The sequence below is a fragment of the Natronolimnobius sp. AArcel1 genome, from assembly GCF_011043775.1.
Classification (GTDB): Archaea; Halobacteriota; Halobacteria; order Halobacteriales; family Natrialbaceae; genus Natronolimnobius.
On record NZ_JAAKXY010000001.1, the window covers coordinates 743,545 to 760,824 of the forward strand.

Sequence of the window (17,280 nt, forward strand, 5' to 3'; positions counted from 1 at the left end):
GTAAGCACTGACAGTGGCGCACCCGAAGCTGGTGCAGTCGTAGTGCATAGCAGCCTTCAGGACGGTCACCGAAGCAACACGCCCTCGAGTGGTGACGACCTCGTACCGTTCCACGCGAACTGAGGGATGAAATCGGATAACCGCAATCGATGTCACCCATTATAGTAGTCACTGCAAGTCAATACACACCTGATCGCCAGAGGGTGCGCGGCTCGGAACGGACGAAGTGAGAGCCGCGGCGAAGCGAACGGGCGTCCGCGCCCGTGAGCAGATGGGCGATCAGTGTGTACATAGTTGCAGTTGTGACTATAGTACAGGCGTAGACCGGTACTAGGGACCGCGATACGAGCGGACGCCGTGGTCGGGTGTGTCAGTGGTGGTCTCGAGCGGGATGATCCGCGCGGCGAACGCCGTCTCGCAGTCCGGACACGTAACCAAATTGTCGGTCGTCGCTGTTCGAACGTCGGTGCCACAGTTGCAGTGAATGGTGACTGGTGTCGACATGCGTTGCTCCGTCCCCGACGTAGCGATGCGAGCCAGGCGAGACCCAGTGGTACTGGACGGCGAAGCGTCGGCACATCTTTATTTCACCGACGTGAAGCGTGGCTTGCTCCCGCTATGCGGGGGTCGTGTTGAGCCGGAGTGTTGGTTGGACCCTTTCGCTCCGGCTCTGTGCACTTTCGTGCGCGCCTATTAGTTAGTGAACCAACCTAATGAACGTTCGGATACTGCGTGTTTGCAGATTCAGATTGGAGTTACAGTGACCAGGAGGCGTGTGCAATATCGCTCATGCTGTTCCTCTCAACAGCGCTTTTCCACTGGCGTCATAGTGAAAAGACCACAACAACTATCACATACTGAACCGTCTAACTGTTCATGAACAGAGAGCCAGTTCAACAGAGGCCGAATATGGATGGGACCCACGTGTGCCTTCCAGTTCCCGTTGCTGAGTCGGGTCTCTTCCGACATACTGCGACAGCTCATATTCTCCAGTTGCTCACGGATAATCCGGATCGAGTGTTCAGCAACCGCCAACTCCAGCGATTGACCGGAAAGGGGATGGGAAACATCAACAGCGCTGTACGCGCGCTGGAAGCGACAGGGGTAATCACAGTCGAGAGAGACAGTCGCGCAAATCAAATCTCGATCACTGCATCACACCTCTGCAAGCCGGATGATCGTATCACGCAGGTCCCACAGGCGGAGTTTCAGCAACCAATTCGGGACGCCATCACGCGACTCGAGGACATGACGACCGTCGAGTTCGGGGTGGTTTTGTTCGGCAGTGTCGCTCGAGGTGATGCGGACCGAGCCAGCGACGTCGACCTATTCGTCGTCGTTCCAGAGAATCGAATGACAGTACAGCGAACGGCCCACGAAATCGAGAACGAGATCGCCACGGAACGCTTCGATGGTGATCGCTATGAGTTCCACATTGTCGTCGAAACGCAAGCGTCTGCACCGACTCACGACCGAATTGCGGACATTCTCACTGAGGGACTGACGCTCCGAACGGCACCTGCGCTGGACATCGTGAAACAGGAGGTGTTCGAGCATGGGTCTTGAGGATGTCGTGAGCGCTGTTGACCACGTAGAACAACTGCTCGCAGATGGCGAAACTGGTCCCGTTCAGGACTCGCTCTCCTGGCAGCGCTCGGATGCCGATATTCAACTGGGGAAAGCCTGTGCGATGTTGGGAACGTGCCGTCAGCTTCGCGACGGAACGAACAACAACGTGAGTATCGTCGAACTCTCTTTCAACGCAATCGAACGGTCGCTGCAGTTCTATCTCGTCGATATGACAGCTGCGGAATCAGCGGATTACCACGAACATGGCGATGTCTATCAGGATATCGAAACTCGTGGTGTGTTTTCCGACGAAGACATCGCAGATCGCATCGACAGCTTCCGGGCGGAACACCGGTCTCGGATCTACTACGATATCGATAAACCTGGCCGCGATCTCGCACTTGGAATGCACGATCTTGCAGAGATAGTTCACTCCTATATCGTCACGTTTGCTGATGCACACTCTCGGTGTAGTTGTAACAGGAACTGATACCTGACTGTTACGAGAGTCACTCCTCGATTCAGAGTCCGCCCCACATACGCCACGCGTGCACTCGCTCGCGTAACACGAGCAGACACGGCAACACCGTCAGGCACGCAATAAACGCGAAGATAATGCTCAGGCCCGTCACGAGGCCAAATCGCTGCAGCGGCGGGGCCAACGCGAGCGCGAGCACGCCGAACCCAGCCGCCGTCGTCAGCGCACTGCCCAACAGCGCGCCGCCAGTGCCCGTGATCGTCGCCCGGAGGGTATCCTCGAGCGCGCCGGCCTCCAGAGTGCCGTTTGAATCACTCCGGCGGTCGCGTTCGTCGAGGAATCGCTCGCTGACGTGGATGCTGTAGTCGACGCCAAGCCCGATTGCGAGACTTGTGATGACGGCGGTTTCGCTGTTGAACGGTACGTCAAGGACGGCCATCGTGCCAAGGAGCCACGCCAGCGCGGCGACGACCGGCGCGAGCGTGAGCACCCCAAAGGCAGGCTTGCGGTGGCGAACCCAGTACAGGACCGTGAGGAAGACCAGAATCACCACCAATGTCACCGCGAACGCCTGCACGAGTGTCTCGAGCAGCGCGTCCTGTACCACGGCGGTCGTGATGGGGCCACCGGCAGCGACGGCCGTTACCGCGCCGTCGCTTTCGGTTTCGATCGCTGAGGCAACGTCGCGCGTATCGTCTGCAATCGACTGGGACGAGGCGTCACCACGGACGGTCAGCAGCAGGCGCATAGACTCGTACTCGCCATCATCGGTTTGGTAGATAACCGACGATGCAGCGTCCGCATCAGCGGCGTACAGGTCGTCGTACAGCCCCTCGAGATCCTCGTCAGGCAGGTCGTTATCGGTCGTATCTCGCTCCTCGAGTGCGGTTGCGACGGAGTCGTTCTCCGCGGCGGTCGTCCGAATCGCCGTCACCGGGCTCTCGACGGCAGGGTCGCCGTCCGCACGGATCGAAATCGTCGTGTTCGACTCGTTGCCAGCGATATCGTCGGTTGCCGACTCGATGGCCGAAAGTGTCGCCGGATCAGTGATCGAGCCACGTATCAGTATCTGACTCTGTGAGCCCTCGCCGCGCTCCTGGAAGTTGTCGCCGAGATACTCGGCGTCGTCGCTAATCGTGTACGTATCCGGTGCAATCGGTCCGGGGAGGGATTTCGCCCACTCAGGAGCGTCTTCGGGGAGGAAATCCGCCTGATTGAACTCCGTGTCGATGCCAGTCGCGCCGTAGACGCCGCCCGAGGCGAGCAAGAAGGCGATCAGAACCACGACGAGCGGCCCGCGCTGGACGAGCGAGACGACACCCGTGAGTGCGCGGTTGACCGGCCCAGTTCCGAGTCCAAACGGCTGTTTCCGCCGATCTCGACCGAATCGAGACTCGAGTAGCCCATCGATCTCGACTTTCAGCGCAGGAACGAGGATGGCGAAGGCGACAAACGTCGCAAAGATGCCGCCGGCGCTCAGGATTGCGAAGTCACGAATTGCCGGAAGCGGACTGACGACGTTCGAGAGGAAGCCGATACCGGTCGAAAAGGTCGCCGCGGCAAGTGCGAGGACGACGCCCGTGAGGCCGAGGCGCATCCCGTTTCGAACGCCGCGGCGCTGCGGTGAGTCCGCCGTATCGTCCTCGAGTTGGCCCGTTCTGGCCTCGCGCGAGCGCATGATGACGTGCAACGAGTAGTCGATGCTCAACCCGATCAACAGGAATGGAACCGCGATCAGCAGTTGACTCGAGGGGACCTCGAGCCAGCCCTGAATGCCGCCGAGCCAGGCCATCACGACGGCGATGCCGAAGACGGAGACGAGCACGTCGACAACGTCGCGGTAGGCAGTGCCAAGTGCGACGAGGACGAGAATCAGCGCAACGGGTGTGATGAGGCCGAAACTGTCGCCGACGGCGTTCGAAGACGCCTCGTCGGTGATTCCCTGCCCGAAGACGAACGCATCGTCGAAGCGCTCATCGACGAGGTCGTCGATCTCGAGTTGGGCTGCGTACGCCTCTTCGGGGTCGTCGTCGGGGCCCCCGTCGTCGATCTGGAAGACGAACGCGACGCGCGAGTCGGCGGTCGTCGCTCCCGGCTCGTAGTCAGTTGGCAGGAATTCGTACGGATCGCCCTCCTCGCCGCTGCCAGCGTCCGCACCGGCCGCGTCGCCGTCGGGATCGAGCACCGTCTCGAGCAATTCCGCAAATTCCTCGTCAGAGCGGTCCTCGAGTGCCTCGATTTGCTCCTCGAGTGTCGGCTCGCTGGTGTCGGGCGGGCCGTTTGCCTCGGCGGCGCGGTCTTCGAACACTGCGCCGGTCGCGACGACGTTCTCGAGTGCGAGAACACCCTGATCGGCGAGCGTCGCGTTCAGCGACTCATTCTCTTGAATGTCTTGCTGGAGTTCGAGTCCCTCGAGGAAGGACTCGCGCGTGAGCACGTCACCGTCGCCAGTGTCTGCGCTATCGCCAGTCCCACGGATGACGATCTGCGTGACGATGTCGTCGTCCGTGCCGTAGGTTGCCTCGATCTCATCGAGTGCCTCGGTTTCTTCGGAATCCGCGTCGAATTGGCCGATATCGCCGTCTTCGGGGTCGCCAATGACGACGCCCGCGGCGACCATCGCGGTGACCAGAAGTGTGAGCACGATAACGACGCGGCTGTGCTCGACAAGTCCATCGGCATAGCGTGTCGCGAGTGACCGACTCATTCGCAGTGGATACCCATCAGTCGCATACTCGTCTTCGTCGCGTCAACTGGCCCGACTCGAGTCGCCCCAACACATCGTCGACCGCACCTGCGAATCATGGTCCGGCATTCAGGCACCGACAACTATAGCTGTTTGGCCAAACACGGTGTTGTATAATCGAATTCCGATTATGAATACCGACATCGACCGTGAACGCGGCATCCTCACCCCCGCCGACCGAGCCTATCTGCTCGGCGAACGCGAGATGAGTCACGAGCAATCGAAGCGAAACGCCGAGGCGCGAATCCGTCGTCGCATCCGCCACGGGCTGTTCGACTTCAATCTGTTCTTACACACCCTCCCCGAGAAGGACCGCCGACAGGTGTTCGAGCAAGCACACAGCGACGACGACCTGCTCGAGGCCGTCCGTGCGATGGTCGCGTTCGCCTACCTCGGCCTCGAGGAATCGGGCACCGACTTCGAAACGGTTCTCGAGCCAGCCGTCAGAAGCTGTGAGGAATACCTCGCGGCTGAAGACGACGAGACCGTCTCAGTCGACATGACGTTCGCAGTCGAGACGACCGTCGAATCCTCGCTGTCGGGCGTCGTCTCCCGACTCGAGGCTGGTGAGCCAGTCACGCCCCGAGAACTATTCACCGTCGTCATGCAGGGCGATCATGATCCGGCGGGCCACACACAGATTACGCTCGTCACCACCGACCACGACGAGAGCGACACCGCATTTCTCGAGCGGATGACGACGTATCTCGACGGCACGCTTCAGCGAGTAAGCGACTCGAGAGCGATCATCGACCTCGAGGAGAGCGACGGATCGGCGTGTGACCAGCGGGAGTGAGACGGCAACGACGAAACATCTAACACGATTGCCGAAACAAGAGTAGGTATGGCCGACACCGTCGCGGTCGAGACGTTTGCAGGGCCGCCCACCACCGTTTTCGTAGGGGCCGACTAGCCCCGCATTTTCCACCCCGTTTCGACGGATGTATTGTCCGCGACCAGCATTCACCGAGCAACGACCGGTATCTTCGATGACCGACCACGACAACACCACGGCGACGACGGATCGACGACGCCCCGCGCGGGCGGTGAGAGCATGAGCATGGACGCGCCCGAACAGGAAGACGAGACGGGCGGGAAAGCCAGTCTCGAGGGCGGCTACGAGCCCGAGGCAGTCGAATCGCGCTGGCAGGACCGCTGGGTCGACGAGGAGGTCTACGCCTACGAAGGCGATCCCGAGCGCGATCCGAACACGACCTACGCAATCGATACGCCACCGCCAACGGTCTCGGGCAGTCTGCACATGGGCCACCTGTATGGCTCGACGCTGCAGGATTTCGCCGCCCGATTCCAGCGAATGGCAGATGGCGAGGTGCTGTTTCCCTTTGGCTACGACGACAACGGCATCGCGAGCGAGCGCCTGACCGAAGAAGAACTGGACATCCGCCATCAGGACTACGAGCGCCGCGAGTTCCAGGAACTCTGTCGCAAAGTCTGTGCAGAGTACGAAGCCGAATTTACTGACAAGATGCAGGACCTCGGCACTTCGATCGACTGGAATAACACCTACAAGACGATCGAGCCACGTGTCCAGCGCATCTCGCAGCTATCCTTCCTCGACCTCTACGAGAAGGGCCGCGAGTACCGCAAGAAAGCGCCCGCGATCTGGTGTCCGGAGTGTGAGACCGCAATTTCGCAGGTCGAGACCGAAGACGACGAGCGCGGCTCGCACTTCAATGACATTGCCTTCGAATTAGCGTCCGACGGCACCGACCGAGACGAGTTCATAATCTCGACAACGCGACCCGAACTCATCCCGGCCTGCGTCTCCGTCTTCGTCCACCCCGACGACGACGAGAATCAGGATCTGGTCGGCGAGACAGCCACAATTCCAATCTTCGGCCACGAAGTGCCGATCATCGCCGACGAACGCGTCGACATGGAGAAAGGCAGCGGCGTCGTGATGTGCTGTACCTTCGGCGACCAGAACGACATCGAGTGGTACCAGGCCCACGACCTGCCACTGCGTGTCGCCATCGACGAGTCCGCGACGATGACCGACCTCGCCGGCGACTACGAGGGCATGTCCACCGAGGAAGCCCGCGAGGCCATCGTCGAGGACCTGGACGATGAGGGCTATCTACGCGACCGCTGGGAGATCACCCACGCCGTCGGCGTCCACGAACGCTGTGACACCCCCGTCGAGTACCGCGTCTCCAAGCAGTGGTACGTCGAAATACTGGATCACAAGGAGGACTATCTCGAGGCCGGCCAGGAGATGGACTGGTACCCCGAGAAGATGTTCACCCGCTACAAACACTGGATCGAAGGTCTCGAGTGGGACTGGCTGATCTCTCGTCAGCGCGACTCGGGGATTCCGTTCCCGGTCTGGTACTGCGCCGAGTGCGATCACGAGGTCATGGCGGAAAAAGCGGACCTGCCGGTCGATCCGCTGTCCGACAAGCCGCCAGTTGACGCGTGTCCAGAGTGTGGCGCAGACGAGTTTGAGCCTGAAGAGGACGTCTTCGACACCTGGGCAACCTCCTCACTGACGCCGCTGATCAACGCCGGCTGGGACTGGGACGAAGAGAATGAGGAGTTCGCGATGGCCAATCCCGAACTCTACCCCTTCGATCTTCGCCCACAGGGCCACGACATCATCTCGTTCTGGTTGTTCCACACCATCGTCAAGTGCTACGAACACACCGGCGAGGTGCCCTTCGATGCGACGCTGATCAACGGCCACGTTCTCGACGAAAACCGCGAGAAGATGTCCAAATCGCGGGGCAACGTCGTCGCACCTGACGAGGTGCTTGCCGACTATCCTGTCGACGCTGTCCGTTTCTGGGCCGCAAGCGCCGCCGTCGGCGACGACTTCCCATATCAGGAGAAAGATCTCCGTGCCGGCGAGAAACTCCTGCGAAAGCTCTGGAACGCCTCGAAGCTCGTTGACACGCTCGCACCCGCAGCCCCCGAGAAGCCAGACGATCTCGAGCCGATCGATCGCTGGCTCCTTGCCGAGTTGGACGACGCCGTCGCCGAACTCACCACCCAGTTCGAAGCGTACGAGTTCGCCAAGGCCCGTGACCGCCTGCGCACGTTCTTCTGGAACACCTTCTGTGACGACTACTTAGAGATCGCCAAAGGCCGCGAAGAGAATCCGTCGACGCAGTACGCACTGCGGACCGCCCACCGGACCTTCCTCGAGTTATGGGCACCGTTCCTGCCACACATTACGGAAGAGATCTGGCAGGCAGTGTACGCTGGCGAAGCACGAGACGCCGACCTCGAGGACGCCAGCATCCACACGCGCGAGTGGCCCGAGCCACAGGGGTACGACGCCGACCTCGAGGCTGGCGAGACCGCAATCGAAGTGATCTCCGCGCTTCGGCGATACAAAAGTGAGAACCAACTGGCGCTGAACGCCGACCTCGAGTCGGTCGCCGTCTACGGCCCAATCGAGGGCTTCGAGGATGCCATTCAGGACGTGATGCACGTCCAAGACCTCGAGGTGCTCGCTGAGGAACCCGAGGTCACCACCGAAATCGCCTCCATCGATCTCGACTACTCGACGCTCGGGCCGAAATTCGGCTCCAAGGTTGGCGACATCGACGCCGGCATCGACAGCGGCGAGTACGACCTCGAGACTGACGACGATGGTACCGCAACCGCACTCCACGTTGCAGATGAGGAACTCGAGAACGACCTCTTCGAAATCGAGCGCGAGCGAACCTACTCGGGCGATGGCGAGATGATCGAAACCGAGTCGGCAGTCGTCATCCTCGAGTAGGCCACCCGAAAACATATATCACGCAGTGACTGTTCTTCTGTATGACACGACTCGGACGCCGACACATCCTTGGACTCGTGGGTGTGGGCGTTCTCGCAGGCTGTCTCGATGCATCGGGATCGAACCCTGACTCGAACGAGTCAGCGACTGCAAGCGACGACGAGCCCGCGTATCCGCGGTCGATTGACGACGATGTCGACCATCCCGCCTGCCTGACGTACGAGAACGCGGATCGAACCCTTTGTTATGGGATCGACGACCTCACAGACGAACCAGTTATCCTCGAGCCGTCCGAGCGGACGGTCGAAGAAGATGGGGAAATCAAGTTCACGCTCCGCAACGACGGCGACGAGCGGTTTGCGACAAACTTCTACGGCTGGCGTATCGACAAGCACGTCGACGGCGAGTGGCACCACGTCACACCGCACATGGTGAACCAGCCGCTGATGTACGTCGAACCCGGCGACAGCCACACCTGGACCGTGACGATAGCGTCCGACGAGACTGACGAAGAGGAGCGACTGTCCCTCGAAAGTGGTACTGAATCGATCACGCTAACGAGCGTCGGTAGCGGAATCTACGCGTTCCGGGCACGCGGATGGGACGAGGACGCCCGCAGCGAGGAAATTTTAGCCACAGCAGTCACGTTCGAACTCGAGGGAGACTCGCTCGAGTTGACGCCGTCGACGTCGATTGCGTCGGTCGAGTGGGATGAGGACGAGGATGGAGCCGATATTCTCGTCGCCCACTCTGACCGCGGCGAGGACGATGAGTATCATCGCCTGGGAGCCTACGAACTCGAGGTCGTCGATGACGTTAGCGAGGAAGCCCAGCAACTGATCACCGAGCAAGTAGTTCGAAACGACCAACTTCGCGACGCAATTGCACTCGCTTCTGAACACGACGTTGAGCGAGTTCGACTCGAGGAACATACCGGAACATCGCCACTGTTCGGCTCAGATTCCGAGGGAAGTTACGAGTATCAGGGGACGTACTACACGGTTCGAACCCGCGAACTCGAGGGCGACTAACCGGCCGCTGGCAATCAGTGCTTGCCGTTTGGCACTCATGGGCGAGAAGTGGGTAAGAACTGCTTACCCGCCGACAGCAGGCAGGTGCGGACACTCATCGGTGAGAATGGCCACGAGACCACAGCTACGACGATGCATCACCGCGGGCGACGTTCAGGAAGTTTAGATATACAGTCCGAATAGAGTTAGAACACAGTATATTGCTCGAAAAATAGGAAGAGATGCCATCATTTAAGAGAAGGTTTATAGAGAATGTGGACAATGTACTGTTGTGCTCTGCTGAAGTTGGAGTCTGTTGAGTCGTTGCTTGCCGTCGTGTAAGCTGAGTACAGAGCACTATGACAACCAAAACCACCCCAATCAAGTCTTCCAGCACCGATACGATCCTCCCAACGGAAACGGTCTTTACGCTCCTCAGCGATGACCGTCGTCGGTACGCACTGTACTACCTGTCCCATACGGTCGGCGCTGTTTCAGTCGAGACCATAATTGACGAGATCGCAGCCTACGAACGACCGAATGAGACACTGACACAGACCTTCCTCGAGGAAGTACGCCTCGAGTTCCACCACAACCACCGTCGGCTGCTGGTTGACACTGGCGTTGTCTCCTACAACGCCGAGGCAGGGACGCTCGAGCGGACGAGAACGGCTCGCGCGCTCGATCCCTACCTGACGATCGCGTTCGACGACGAGCGCGACTACTGATCGCCCACAGTATAACCGAGTCCCCTCTCAGGACTGTTCGTGTGCGGTTTGGCACTTTTTAACCGCTGTTGCAAGTGCGAGAAAGAGCGCGAGGAGGGTAAACGTCACTTCGCCGGCAGCGACGACGCCGAGTGCGTCCGCCCCGAGGAACATGGGTGCATCCTGCGCAACTGGAATCGTCGTGTGATGGACGCCGTGGGGTCCCTCGAGAACGGGGATAAAGTAGTCAACGACCAGATTGCTCGCGTACCAGACGAGCGCGACGCCGACGGCCCAGACGGGAAAGTCGGTGATGCGGTGGAGGACGAACGCCTGGACGACCATCGCGAGGTGGCTCCAGAACAGAAACTGGAACATGAGCGGATGTGTCTGGGCGGCGTACGTCTCGTAGAAGACGAGCAGCGTGTAGGGCGTCCAGAGCCCGAGAATAATGTTCCCGAAAAAGGCGAGGGCAGTCAGCCACGGGAGTTCGTGCCCGAGTTTCCACGCGGCAATCGCAAGCGCGATCAGCAACGTTGCCATCGGGCTGTCGGGAACCCAGGGCCACATCGCAGCCGGTGTCGCCGCGAACTGCCCGGAGTAGTACCAGAAGCCAAAGACCGTCCCCGCGAGATTGATCGCGACGACGAGCCACGCAAACCGGAGCCCGAGGTCCTCGATGGTCTTCGGGACGGGCGCGAGGTACTTCGGCAACGGCTCACGGTCGGCCAGCCCGGTCGTCGCAGACATCGTTCGTCCGGCGTGACGGCCGACACCCGCAAAACAGTAGCGGTTAGTGACTCTCGAGGAGAACGGTCGGGACCAGCGGACAGGCCCACAGAGAGAAACCAGACAGGCCACAGCACAGAGAAACCAACACTAGAGTGTGACTGTCTGGCCACAGCACAAATGACACGACTGCGTGGTACCAGCCAGAACAAACACGTGTAAGTGGGGTGGGTCCTAACCCGCCACTATGACTGCAACCGAAACCGATCTCGAGGAGCTGCGCCGCGGAACGGACCTCATCAAGCGCGGCTTCGCACAGATGCAGAAAGGCGGCGTCATCATGGACGTCGTCAACCCCGAACAGGCCCGCATCGCTGAAGACGCCGGTGCGGTCGCCGTCATGGCCCTCGAGGCTGTCCCCGCGGACATCCGCAAACGCGGCGGCGTTGCCCGGATGGCAGACCCCGCAGATGTCGAAGAGATCGTCAACGAAGTCTCGATCCCCGTCATGGGGAAATCCCGAATCGGGCACACGAAAGAGGCCCAGATTCTCGAGGCCGTCGGCGTCGACATGATCGACGAGTCCGAAGTCCTGACGCCCGCAGACGACGCCTACCACATCGACAAGCGCGACTTTACGGCGCCGTTCGTCTGTGGCGCGCGCAACCTCGGTGAGGCCCTGCGCCGAATCGAAGAAGGCGCGGCGATGATCCGCACGAAAGGCGAGGCCGGCACCGGCGACGTGAACCAGGCTGTCCACCACCAGCGCACGATCAAAAGTGAGATTCGTAAACTCGAGGGCATGACCTACGAGGAGCGCGAAGCCTACGCTCGAGAGATCGAAGCGCCTGCAGAACTGGTCCACGAAACCGCCGATATGGGCCGCCTGCCGGTCGTCAACTTCGCCGCCGGTGGCATCGCGACGCCCGCCGATGCTGCGCTCATGATGCACCACGAGTGCGACGGTATCTTCGTCGGCAGCGGCATCTTCGGCGCGGAGAACCCGCCTGTCATGGGCGAAGCAATCGTCGAAGCCGTCACCAACTGGGACGACCCAGAGACGCTCGCCGACATCGCGAAGAACCTCGGTAAGGGCATGAAAGGCGACGCGAACGTCGACCTGCCCGACGACGAGAAGATGCAAGGGCGCGGCGTCTAAACCGGACAGGATCCTGTATAGGAGAATTGATAGGAGAGGTCGAAACGCACGATATTTGCATTTTCGAGGCGAAATCGTCCGCTCGAGGCGTGGTACTCACTGGAGCCCATATGTCGGCTACCCTTTCAAGTAGTATCGTGGCGTACAATCCATATGTCAACCATCCACCTGGATGGCCTCACAAAGCGCTATGGGGATGTCCTCGCTAACGATGCGGTGACATTCGATGTTGAGTCTGGGGAAATATTTGGGTATCTCGGACCGAACGGCGCGGGCAAGACGACGACCATCCGACTGCTGCTCGGGCTCATCAAGCCGACATCGGGCACGGCGGAAGTGCTCGGGACGGATATTCGTGACCGACGAGCGCTCACCGAACGGAAGGCCGACGTCGGCTACCTCCCCGACTCGCTCGGATTCGAGGAGCGACTCACCGGTCAGCAGGTCCTTGAGTACTTCGCACGGATGCGCGGCGACGAGCGACGAGACGAGTTACTCGAGTTATTTCATCCGCCACTCGAGAAGCCGGTCGAGACCTACTCGCACGGAAACAAGCGGATGCTTGGGATCGTACAGGCGTTCATGCACGACCCCAAACTCGCGATTCTCGACGAGCCGACCTCCGGACTCGACCCGCTCAAACAGGACCGACTCCATCAGTTTCTCGAGGCAGAACGCGATGCTGGAAAGACGATTTTTCTCTCCTCGCACGTCCTGAGCGAGGTCCAGCGCGTCTGTGATCGAGTCGGAATCATTCGGGAGGGCGAACTGGTGGCACTCGAGGACATCGATGCACTGTTGGAGCAAAGCGGCAAGCGCGTGTGGGTCCACCTGACGGAACCGATCAACGAGGAGCAGTTCGTGACGCCCGAGATGATCGACCTCGAGATCGTCGATAACGCGGCCCAGTTCACCTACACTGGCGAGTACAACGCACTCATCGACCACCTCGGCGCGTTCGACATCGCCAACATCGACATCACTGATCCGCAACTGGACGAGATTTTCAAGCACTACTACGGGGAAGACGATTCGGTGGCGACAACTCACGAGAAGACCGTCCAGACGGAGGCAGAATGACGGCGATTCTGCGCGCCGAGTCCCGACAACTGGTTCGCAGTTCGCTCGTCCTGACCGGCCTGTTGGCCCTGCTTTTGGCGTTCGTCCTCGCCGTCTTTCCGGGCTTTGCAGAAGAAGCTGCACTCATCGAGGAGGCGTTTCCGCCGGTGTTGCTCGGGTTATTAGGAATCGAAGAGATTCATACAATCGAAGGGTTCGTCGGCGGCTACATCTTCTCTATCGTCTGGATTCTATTTGCCGGGATCTACTTCGCGTACGTCAGTGCCGGAATGATCGTCGACGACATCCGTACGCGACGGATGGACCTCACCCTCTCGAGTCCAGTCTCGCGCGAGTCAGTCGTCCTCCAGAAGGTCACTGCGCTGTGGGTACCGTTGGTCGCGTTGCACGTCGGACTGTTCGCGGTTCTGGTCGTCGGTATTCGCGTCATCGGCGAGTCGCTCGACCCCGTTGCGCTCGCGATGGCTCATCTGTTTCTCGTCCCCTATCTGCTGGTTTGTGCTGGAATCGGGATCGTCCTCTCCGTCGTCCTCGAGCGCGTCGAGAGTGCGCAGGCAATGGCGCTGGGACTCGTGTTCGTCCTCTGGCTGGTCGACGGCCTCTCGCACATGGACACCGACTTCGAGTGGATCGGCAGATTCGCGCCGAGTCGGTACGTCGACCCGGGAGCGATTTTGGTTCACAAGGAGTACGCGTTCGGGGACGCCGGCATCCTCCTCGCGACGTTTTTCGTGTTGCTCGTGATCGCTATCGCCGTCTTCGTTCGGAGGGATATCTGATGACGGCGGATGCGGGCAGTGATACCGCGACGACTGCCGCAAGCGACTCCTCGGCGACGGGGAGTGCCGGGAGCGCGACAGCCATCCTCCGCATCGAGTCGGGAAAACGCGTCCGCGGATCGGTCGTTCTCGTCGTCGTGTTCGCCCTGCTGGCGGCGCTTTACTTTACGATGTTTCCTGGCCTGTCGGAAGAGATGGAAGCGCTCGAGGAAGCGTTTCCAGCCTTCTTTTTCGACCTCTTTGGGATCGAAGCGCTGCACACGATTGAGGGGTTCATCGCCGCCGAGATTTACTCGTTCTTCTGGGTGATTCTCGTCGGGATCTACTTCGCGTACATCGGTGCAGGCCTGATCGCGACGGATATCGATGACCGGAAGATGGACCTCACCCTCTCGAGTCCGGTCTCGCGCGAGTCGGTCGTCCTCCAGAAAATCGCCGCGCTATGGGTGCCGCTGGTCGTCCTGAACGTCGCCGTCCCGGCCATCGTCTACGTCGGGGCGCTCGTCATCGGCGAGTCGTTCGACCCCGTCGCGCTCGCGATGGTCCACCTGCTCTCGATTCCCTACCTGCTGGTCTGTGCCGGAATCGGTCTCGTGCTCTCGGTCGCTCTCGGTCGACCGCGAACTGCGAGGGCGACAGCGATAACGCTCGTATTCGTGCTCTGGTTGGTCGACGCCGTCTCTGGACTGGATACTGACCTCGAGTGGGTTGGCACGGCGGCCCCGAGCCGGTACTACGACGAGACGGCGATTCTGGTCCGCGAGGAGTACGCCTTCGCGGATGCCGGCGTCCTCCTGGCGGCGTTTCTCGTCTTGCTCGCCGTCGCCATCGCCATCTTCGTTCGCCGGGATATCTGATCCCATGTGGCGATTCCAGACTGGGGCACAACGTTCAGCAAATTCTGAACGAGGGCCCGGGCTATATCGAATCCGTCCGCGTACGCTCGAGTGATGACATCGAATCGACGTGACATCCTCGAGTTCGTCGGCGCGACGGCGACGGCAACGATGGTCGCAAGTGGACTCGCAGGCTGTGTCGGCGTCGAAGCACAGGAACCCGATGACATGCCAGCGTACACCCAGTGGCTCGCACTCGAGGACGACGGCCTCGAGTTCGTGGCTGTCGACTGGGCCGCTCTCGAGGGATACGTCGAAGATGAACTCGCGGCCGTGCAGCCGGGTGCCGAGGAGGAAACAGTGCCGCCAGAGTACGAAGCGGATCCGATGATCGCCCCCGTCTCCGAGGGATTGCTCGAGGCGTACTTTTTCGTTGGATTCGATCTCGCCCAGTACGGCCTCGGCAGACTTCTCGAGGTCGACGCGTTCGAGTCGACCGTCGCGGAACTACTGTTGACCGACGACGCGCTGGTCGCAACCGGAGAGATGGACCGTGACGAACTGGACAGCCAGCTAACCGGCGAGCCAGCGCTCGAGTTCATCCAGGAGTTCGAGCAGACGGATGAAATCGGCGAGTACGATGTGTATGAGACGGTCACGACTGACGACGATGCTGACGACAATGCAGCGATTGGTGTCGCTGACGACGCGCTCGTGGTCGTTCCCGGCGAGGAAATCACCGCGAGCAGCGACGATCCAACGACGGCTCTCGAGGCGACGATTGCTGTCGGAGCGGATGATGCTGACCGAGCAGTCGATGATTCAGAGGCGGTCGCGTGGCTGGTCGAAGCCGCCGGCGACGGCGATGTTGCTGTCGGGCAGTACGGGGATCGAATGGACGCGGGCGACGACGAGGGCCTCGTCAACCTCGCGTTCGAAGCGTTCGACGGACTTGCAGACGCCGATGGCGTCGTCTCGTCGCTGTCCGTCGAAGACATGGAAACGTCTACCGGCGACTTCGCGGCACTCATCGACGACCCCGACGAGGACTCACTCGAGGAGATACTCGGCGCGTCGGCGGACGAGCGCTCAATCGACATCGAGGGGGATCGAGTCACCGCGACGGGAACCTGGACCGAGCCGAACTGAGGAGCGTCAGCTTTCTGGGGTAACAATCGGTTCACTGCGGACTCGAGCGATGGCGTCTCCGACCGACGACGACACCAAGAAACAGCACGTACACGACCAGCGCGCCCGCCATCGCCGAGAGCACGCTCGAGGGAGCGACAATTGCACCCGCAAGCACAGTGCCGAGTGCGAGAGCGACGGCGGCCGTCTGCACTGATCGACGCTCCCAGTACGCGCGAACGGTGTCAGCGTCGCGAGCGGCGAGAGCCTCGAACGCGAGCGTGGCGAGACCGCCAAGCGCGAACGCGTGACTCGAGAGGCTGGCGTTCGTCAGGACAAATCCAACAGCGACAGCGACGAGAACGAAGCCGGTGAGCGCGGCGTCAGTTCGAGCACCCATGCGCCCGCTACTCGGCGTCGTACAGCCGCGCGCCCTCGCCGACGTGTGTCTGGTAGGCACGGCTGTCGATTCCCACGTCGTTGAAGGCCTCGAGCATGGCCGAGGCGACGGCGCGCTGGTCGTCTTCGTAACAGACAGCCAGAATGCCTGGACCCGCGCCACTGACAGTGACGCCGGTTGCCCCGGCCTCGAGAGCGGCCTCGTGGACGCGTTCGTAGCCGTCGATCAGCGCGGTTCGTTTGGGGGTGACAATTTCGTCGGCCATGCCGCGTCCGACGAGTTCGGGGTCGTTTCGGGTCATCCCGACCGAGAGCGTGGCCGCGTTGCCGACGGTGGCGACGACGTCGCCGAGTGGCGCGCTGTCGGGGACGACACCGCGGGCGTCCCGCGTCGAGACGGTCGTTTCGGGGAGACAGGCGACAACAGGAATCTGCGTATCAACCTGCGTGACGCCATCGGCAGTCGCGACGGTGAAGCCGCCGAGCAGCGAGGGGGCGACGTTGTCCGCGTGGGCTTCGCCGGAGACGAGCGCCTCGCCTTCAGCGGCAATTGGAACGAGTTCCTCGCGCGTGAGCCCGCGGTCGTACAGTTCGTTCAGGGCGACGGCCGCGGCCGCGGCGCTTGCAGCCGACGAGCCGAGTCCCGAGGAGGGACGAACGCCCTTGTCGATCTCGATTCGGGCTGGTGCATCGAGTGCGTCCGCGACGGCCCCGACGGTGTTCTTGTTGGGGTCTTCTGGGATGTACTCGCTCCCAGCGCCGCTGACGGAAATCGTCGTCTTTGGGGCGCGTTCGACCCGAACGACGTCCGCGGGCGTCTCGAGCGCGATTCCGAAAACATCGAAGCCACTCCCGAGATTCGCACTCGTCGCTGGCGCCCGCACGGTGAGCATGCCGATTTCTTGCCAGAGT

16 protein-coding genes are annotated in these 17,280 nt (G+C 61.0%); 11 read left to right on the plus strand and 5 right to left on the minus strand.

Annotation, left to right across the window (positions count from 1 at the left end; all coding sequences use genetic code 11):
* Nucleotides 1-330: 330 nt before the first annotated feature.
* Nucleotides 331-504: a hypothetical protein gene (locus tag G6M89_RS03565; protein ID WP_165160411.1), complete on the minus strand. Its 174-nt coding sequence runs from the start codon at nt 502-504 to the stop codon at nt 331-333.
* 405 nt (nt 505-909) lie between these two features.
* Here G6M89_RS03565 and G6M89_RS03570 point away from each other — a divergent pair, with 405 nt between their 5' ends.
* Nucleotides 910-1,566: a nucleotidyltransferase domain-containing protein gene (locus G6M89_RS03570; protein ID WP_241175197.1), complete on the plus strand. Its 657-nt coding sequence runs from the start codon at nt 910-912 to the stop codon at nt 1,564-1,566.
* Nucleotides 1,556-2,059 (plus strand): hypothetical protein, encoded by a 504-nt coding sequence (locus G6M89_RS03575; RefSeq protein ID WP_165160413.1) that lies wholly within the window; start codon nt 1,556-1,558, stop codon nt 2,057-2,059. Before G6M89_RS03570 ends, G6M89_RS03575 begins: the two co-directional genes overlap by 11 nt.
* A 31-nt stretch (nt 2,060-2,090) precedes the next feature.
* Here G6M89_RS03575 and G6M89_RS03580 read toward each other — a convergent pair whose 3' ends face one another.
* The gene (locus tag G6M89_RS03580; RefSeq protein WP_165160414.1) at nt 2,091-4,754 is read right to left on the minus strand and encodes an RND family transporter; all 2,664 of its coding nucleotides are present in this window, start codon (nt 4,752-4,754) and stop codon (nt 2,091-2,093) included.
* A 169-nt stretch (nt 4,755-4,923) separates the two neighbouring features.
* On the opposite strand from G6M89_RS03580, the gene G6M89_RS03585 reads away from it, so the two are divergent.
* The 4 genes from G6M89_RS03585 (at nt 4,924) to G6M89_RS03600 (ending at nt 10,279) form a co-directional block, all read left to right on the plus strand.
* On the plus strand, nt 4,924-5,589 hold the full coding sequence (locus tag G6M89_RS03585; protein WP_165160415.1) for a hypothetical protein: 666 nt from the start codon (nt 4,924-4,926) through the stop codon (nt 5,587-5,589).
* 150 nt (nt 5,590-5,739) lie between these two features.
* On the plus strand, nt 5,740-8,541 hold the full coding sequence (locus G6M89_RS03590) for a valine--tRNA ligase (protein WP_165160416.1): 2,802 nt from the start codon (nt 5,740-5,742) through the stop codon (nt 8,539-8,541).
* 41 nt (nt 8,542-8,582) lie between these two features.
* Nucleotides 8,583-9,572, plus strand: a complete 990-nt coding sequence (locus G6M89_RS03595) for a hypothetical protein (protein WP_165160417.1) — start codon at nt 8,583-8,585, stop codon at nt 9,570-9,572.
* A 338-nt stretch (nt 9,573-9,910) separates the two neighbouring features.
* Nucleotides 9,911-10,279: a hypothetical protein gene (locus G6M89_RS03600; protein ID WP_165160418.1), complete on the plus strand. Its 369-nt coding sequence runs from the start codon at nt 9,911-9,913 to the stop codon at nt 10,277-10,279.
* Nucleotides 10,280-10,306: 27 nt separating this feature from the next.
* Here the strand turns inward: G6M89_RS03600 and G6M89_RS03605 are convergent, their stop codons facing one another.
* Nucleotides 10,307-11,008, minus strand: a complete 702-nt coding sequence (locus G6M89_RS03605; protein WP_165160419.1) for a DUF1405 domain-containing protein — start codon at nt 11,006-11,008, stop codon at nt 10,307-10,309.
* 226 nt (nt 11,009-11,234) lie between these two features.
* Here G6M89_RS03605 and pdxS point away from each other — a divergent pair, with 226 nt between their 5' ends.
* From pdxS to G6M89_RS03630, 5 genes are all read left to right on the plus strand, one after another.
* Complete coding sequence (gene pdxS / locus G6M89_RS03610) at nt 11,235-12,146, plus strand: pyridoxal 5'-phosphate synthase lyase subunit PdxS (protein WP_165160420.1); 912 nt, start codon at nt 11,235-11,237, stop codon at nt 12,144-12,146.
* Between the two features lie 153 nt (nt 12,147-12,299).
* Nucleotides 12,300-13,226 carry an ABC transporter ATP-binding protein gene (locus tag G6M89_RS03615; RefSeq protein WP_165160421.1) on the plus strand — a complete coding sequence of 309 codons (927 nt, stop codon included), beginning with the start codon at nt 12,300-12,302 and terminating at the stop codon, nt 13,224-13,226.
* Nucleotides 13,223-14,005, plus strand: coding sequence for an ABC transporter permease (locus G6M89_RS03620; RefSeq protein WP_165160422.1), 783 nt, complete (start codon nt 13,223-13,225; stop codon nt 14,003-14,005). Before G6M89_RS03615 ends, G6M89_RS03620 begins: the two co-directional genes overlap by 4 nt.
* On the plus strand, nt 14,005-14,862 hold the full coding sequence (locus G6M89_RS03625; RefSeq protein ID WP_165160423.1) for an ABC transporter permease: 858 nt from the start codon (nt 14,005-14,007) through the stop codon (nt 14,860-14,862). The genes G6M89_RS03620 and G6M89_RS03625 overlap by 1 nt, the downstream gene beginning before the upstream one ends.
* Before the next feature lie 93 nt (nt 14,863-14,955).
* Nucleotides 14,956-15,990: a hypothetical protein gene (locus G6M89_RS03630; RefSeq protein WP_165160424.1), complete on the plus strand. Its 1,035-nt coding sequence runs from the start codon at nt 14,956-14,958 to the stop codon at nt 15,988-15,990.
* Between the two features lie 31 nt (nt 15,991-16,021).
* On the opposite strand, the gene G6M89_RS03635 is transcribed toward G6M89_RS03630, so the two are convergent.
* Nucleotides 16,022-16,369, minus strand: coding sequence for a hypothetical protein (locus tag G6M89_RS03635; protein ID WP_165160425.1), 348 nt, complete (start codon nt 16,367-16,369; stop codon nt 16,022-16,024).
* Between the two features lie 7 nt (nt 16,370-16,376).
* Entirely contained in the window at nt 16,377-17,261 is an 885-nt protein-coding gene (locus G6M89_RS03640; RefSeq protein ID WP_165160426.1) for a homoserine kinase, read from the minus strand.
* Nucleotides 17,262-17,280: the final 19 nt, after the last annotated feature.

Excerpts from the sequence above, each read along its gene's own strand:
- G6M89_RS03585 (WP_165160415.1), top strand. The coding sequence starts at position 4,924 with ATGAATACCGACATCGACCGTGAACGCGGCATCCTCACCCCCGCCGAC.
- G6M89_RS03640 (WP_165160426.1), bottom strand. The coding sequence starts at position 17,261 with ATGCTCACCGTGCGGGCGCCAGCGACGAGTGCGAATCTCGGGAGTGGC.
- G6M89_RS03630 (WP_165160424.1), top strand. The coding sequence starts at position 14,956 with ATGACATCGAATCGACGTGACATCCTCGAGTTCGTCGGCGCGACGGCG.
- G6M89_RS03620 (WP_165160422.1), top strand. The coding sequence starts at position 13,223 with ATGACGGCGATTCTGCGCGCCGAGTCCCGACAACTGGTTCGCAGTTCG.
- G6M89_RS03625 (WP_165160423.1), top strand. The coding sequence starts at position 14,005 with ATGACGGCGGATGCGGGCAGTGATACCGCGACGACTGCCGCAAGCGAC.
- G6M89_RS03570 (WP_241175197.1), top strand. The coding sequence starts at position 910 with ATGGATGGGACCCACGTGTGCCTTCCAGTTCCCGTTGCTGAGTCGGGT.
- G6M89_RS03575 (WP_165160413.1), top strand. The coding sequence starts at position 1,556 with ATGGGTCTTGAGGATGTCGTGAGCGCTGTTGACCACGTAGAACAACTG.
- G6M89_RS03580 (WP_165160414.1), bottom strand. The coding sequence starts at position 4,754 with ATGAGTCGGTCACTCGCGACACGCTATGCCGATGGACTTGTCGAGCAC.
- G6M89_RS03565 (WP_165160411.1), bottom strand. The coding sequence starts at position 504 with ATGTCGACACCAGTCACCATTCACTGCAACTGTGGCACCGACGTTCGA.
- pdxS (WP_165160420.1), top strand. The coding sequence starts at position 11,235 with ATGACTGCAACCGAAACCGATCTCGAGGAGCTGCGCCGCGGAACGGAC.
- G6M89_RS03600 (WP_165160418.1), top strand. The coding sequence starts at position 9,911 with ATGACAACCAAAACCACCCCAATCAAGTCTTCCAGCACCGATACGATC.
- G6M89_RS03605 (WP_165160419.1), bottom strand. The coding sequence starts at position 11,008 with ATGTCTGCGACGACCGGGCTGGCCGACCGTGAGCCGTTGCCGAAGTAC.
- G6M89_RS03595 (WP_165160417.1), top strand. The coding sequence starts at position 8,583 with ATGACACGACTCGGACGCCGACACATCCTTGGACTCGTGGGTGTGGGC.
- G6M89_RS03615 (WP_165160421.1), top strand. The coding sequence starts at position 12,300 with ATGTCAACCATCCACCTGGATGGCCTCACAAAGCGCTATGGGGATGTC.
- G6M89_RS03635 (WP_165160425.1), bottom strand. The coding sequence starts at position 16,369 with ATGGGTGCTCGAACTGACGCCGCGCTCACCGGCTTCGTTCTCGTCGCT.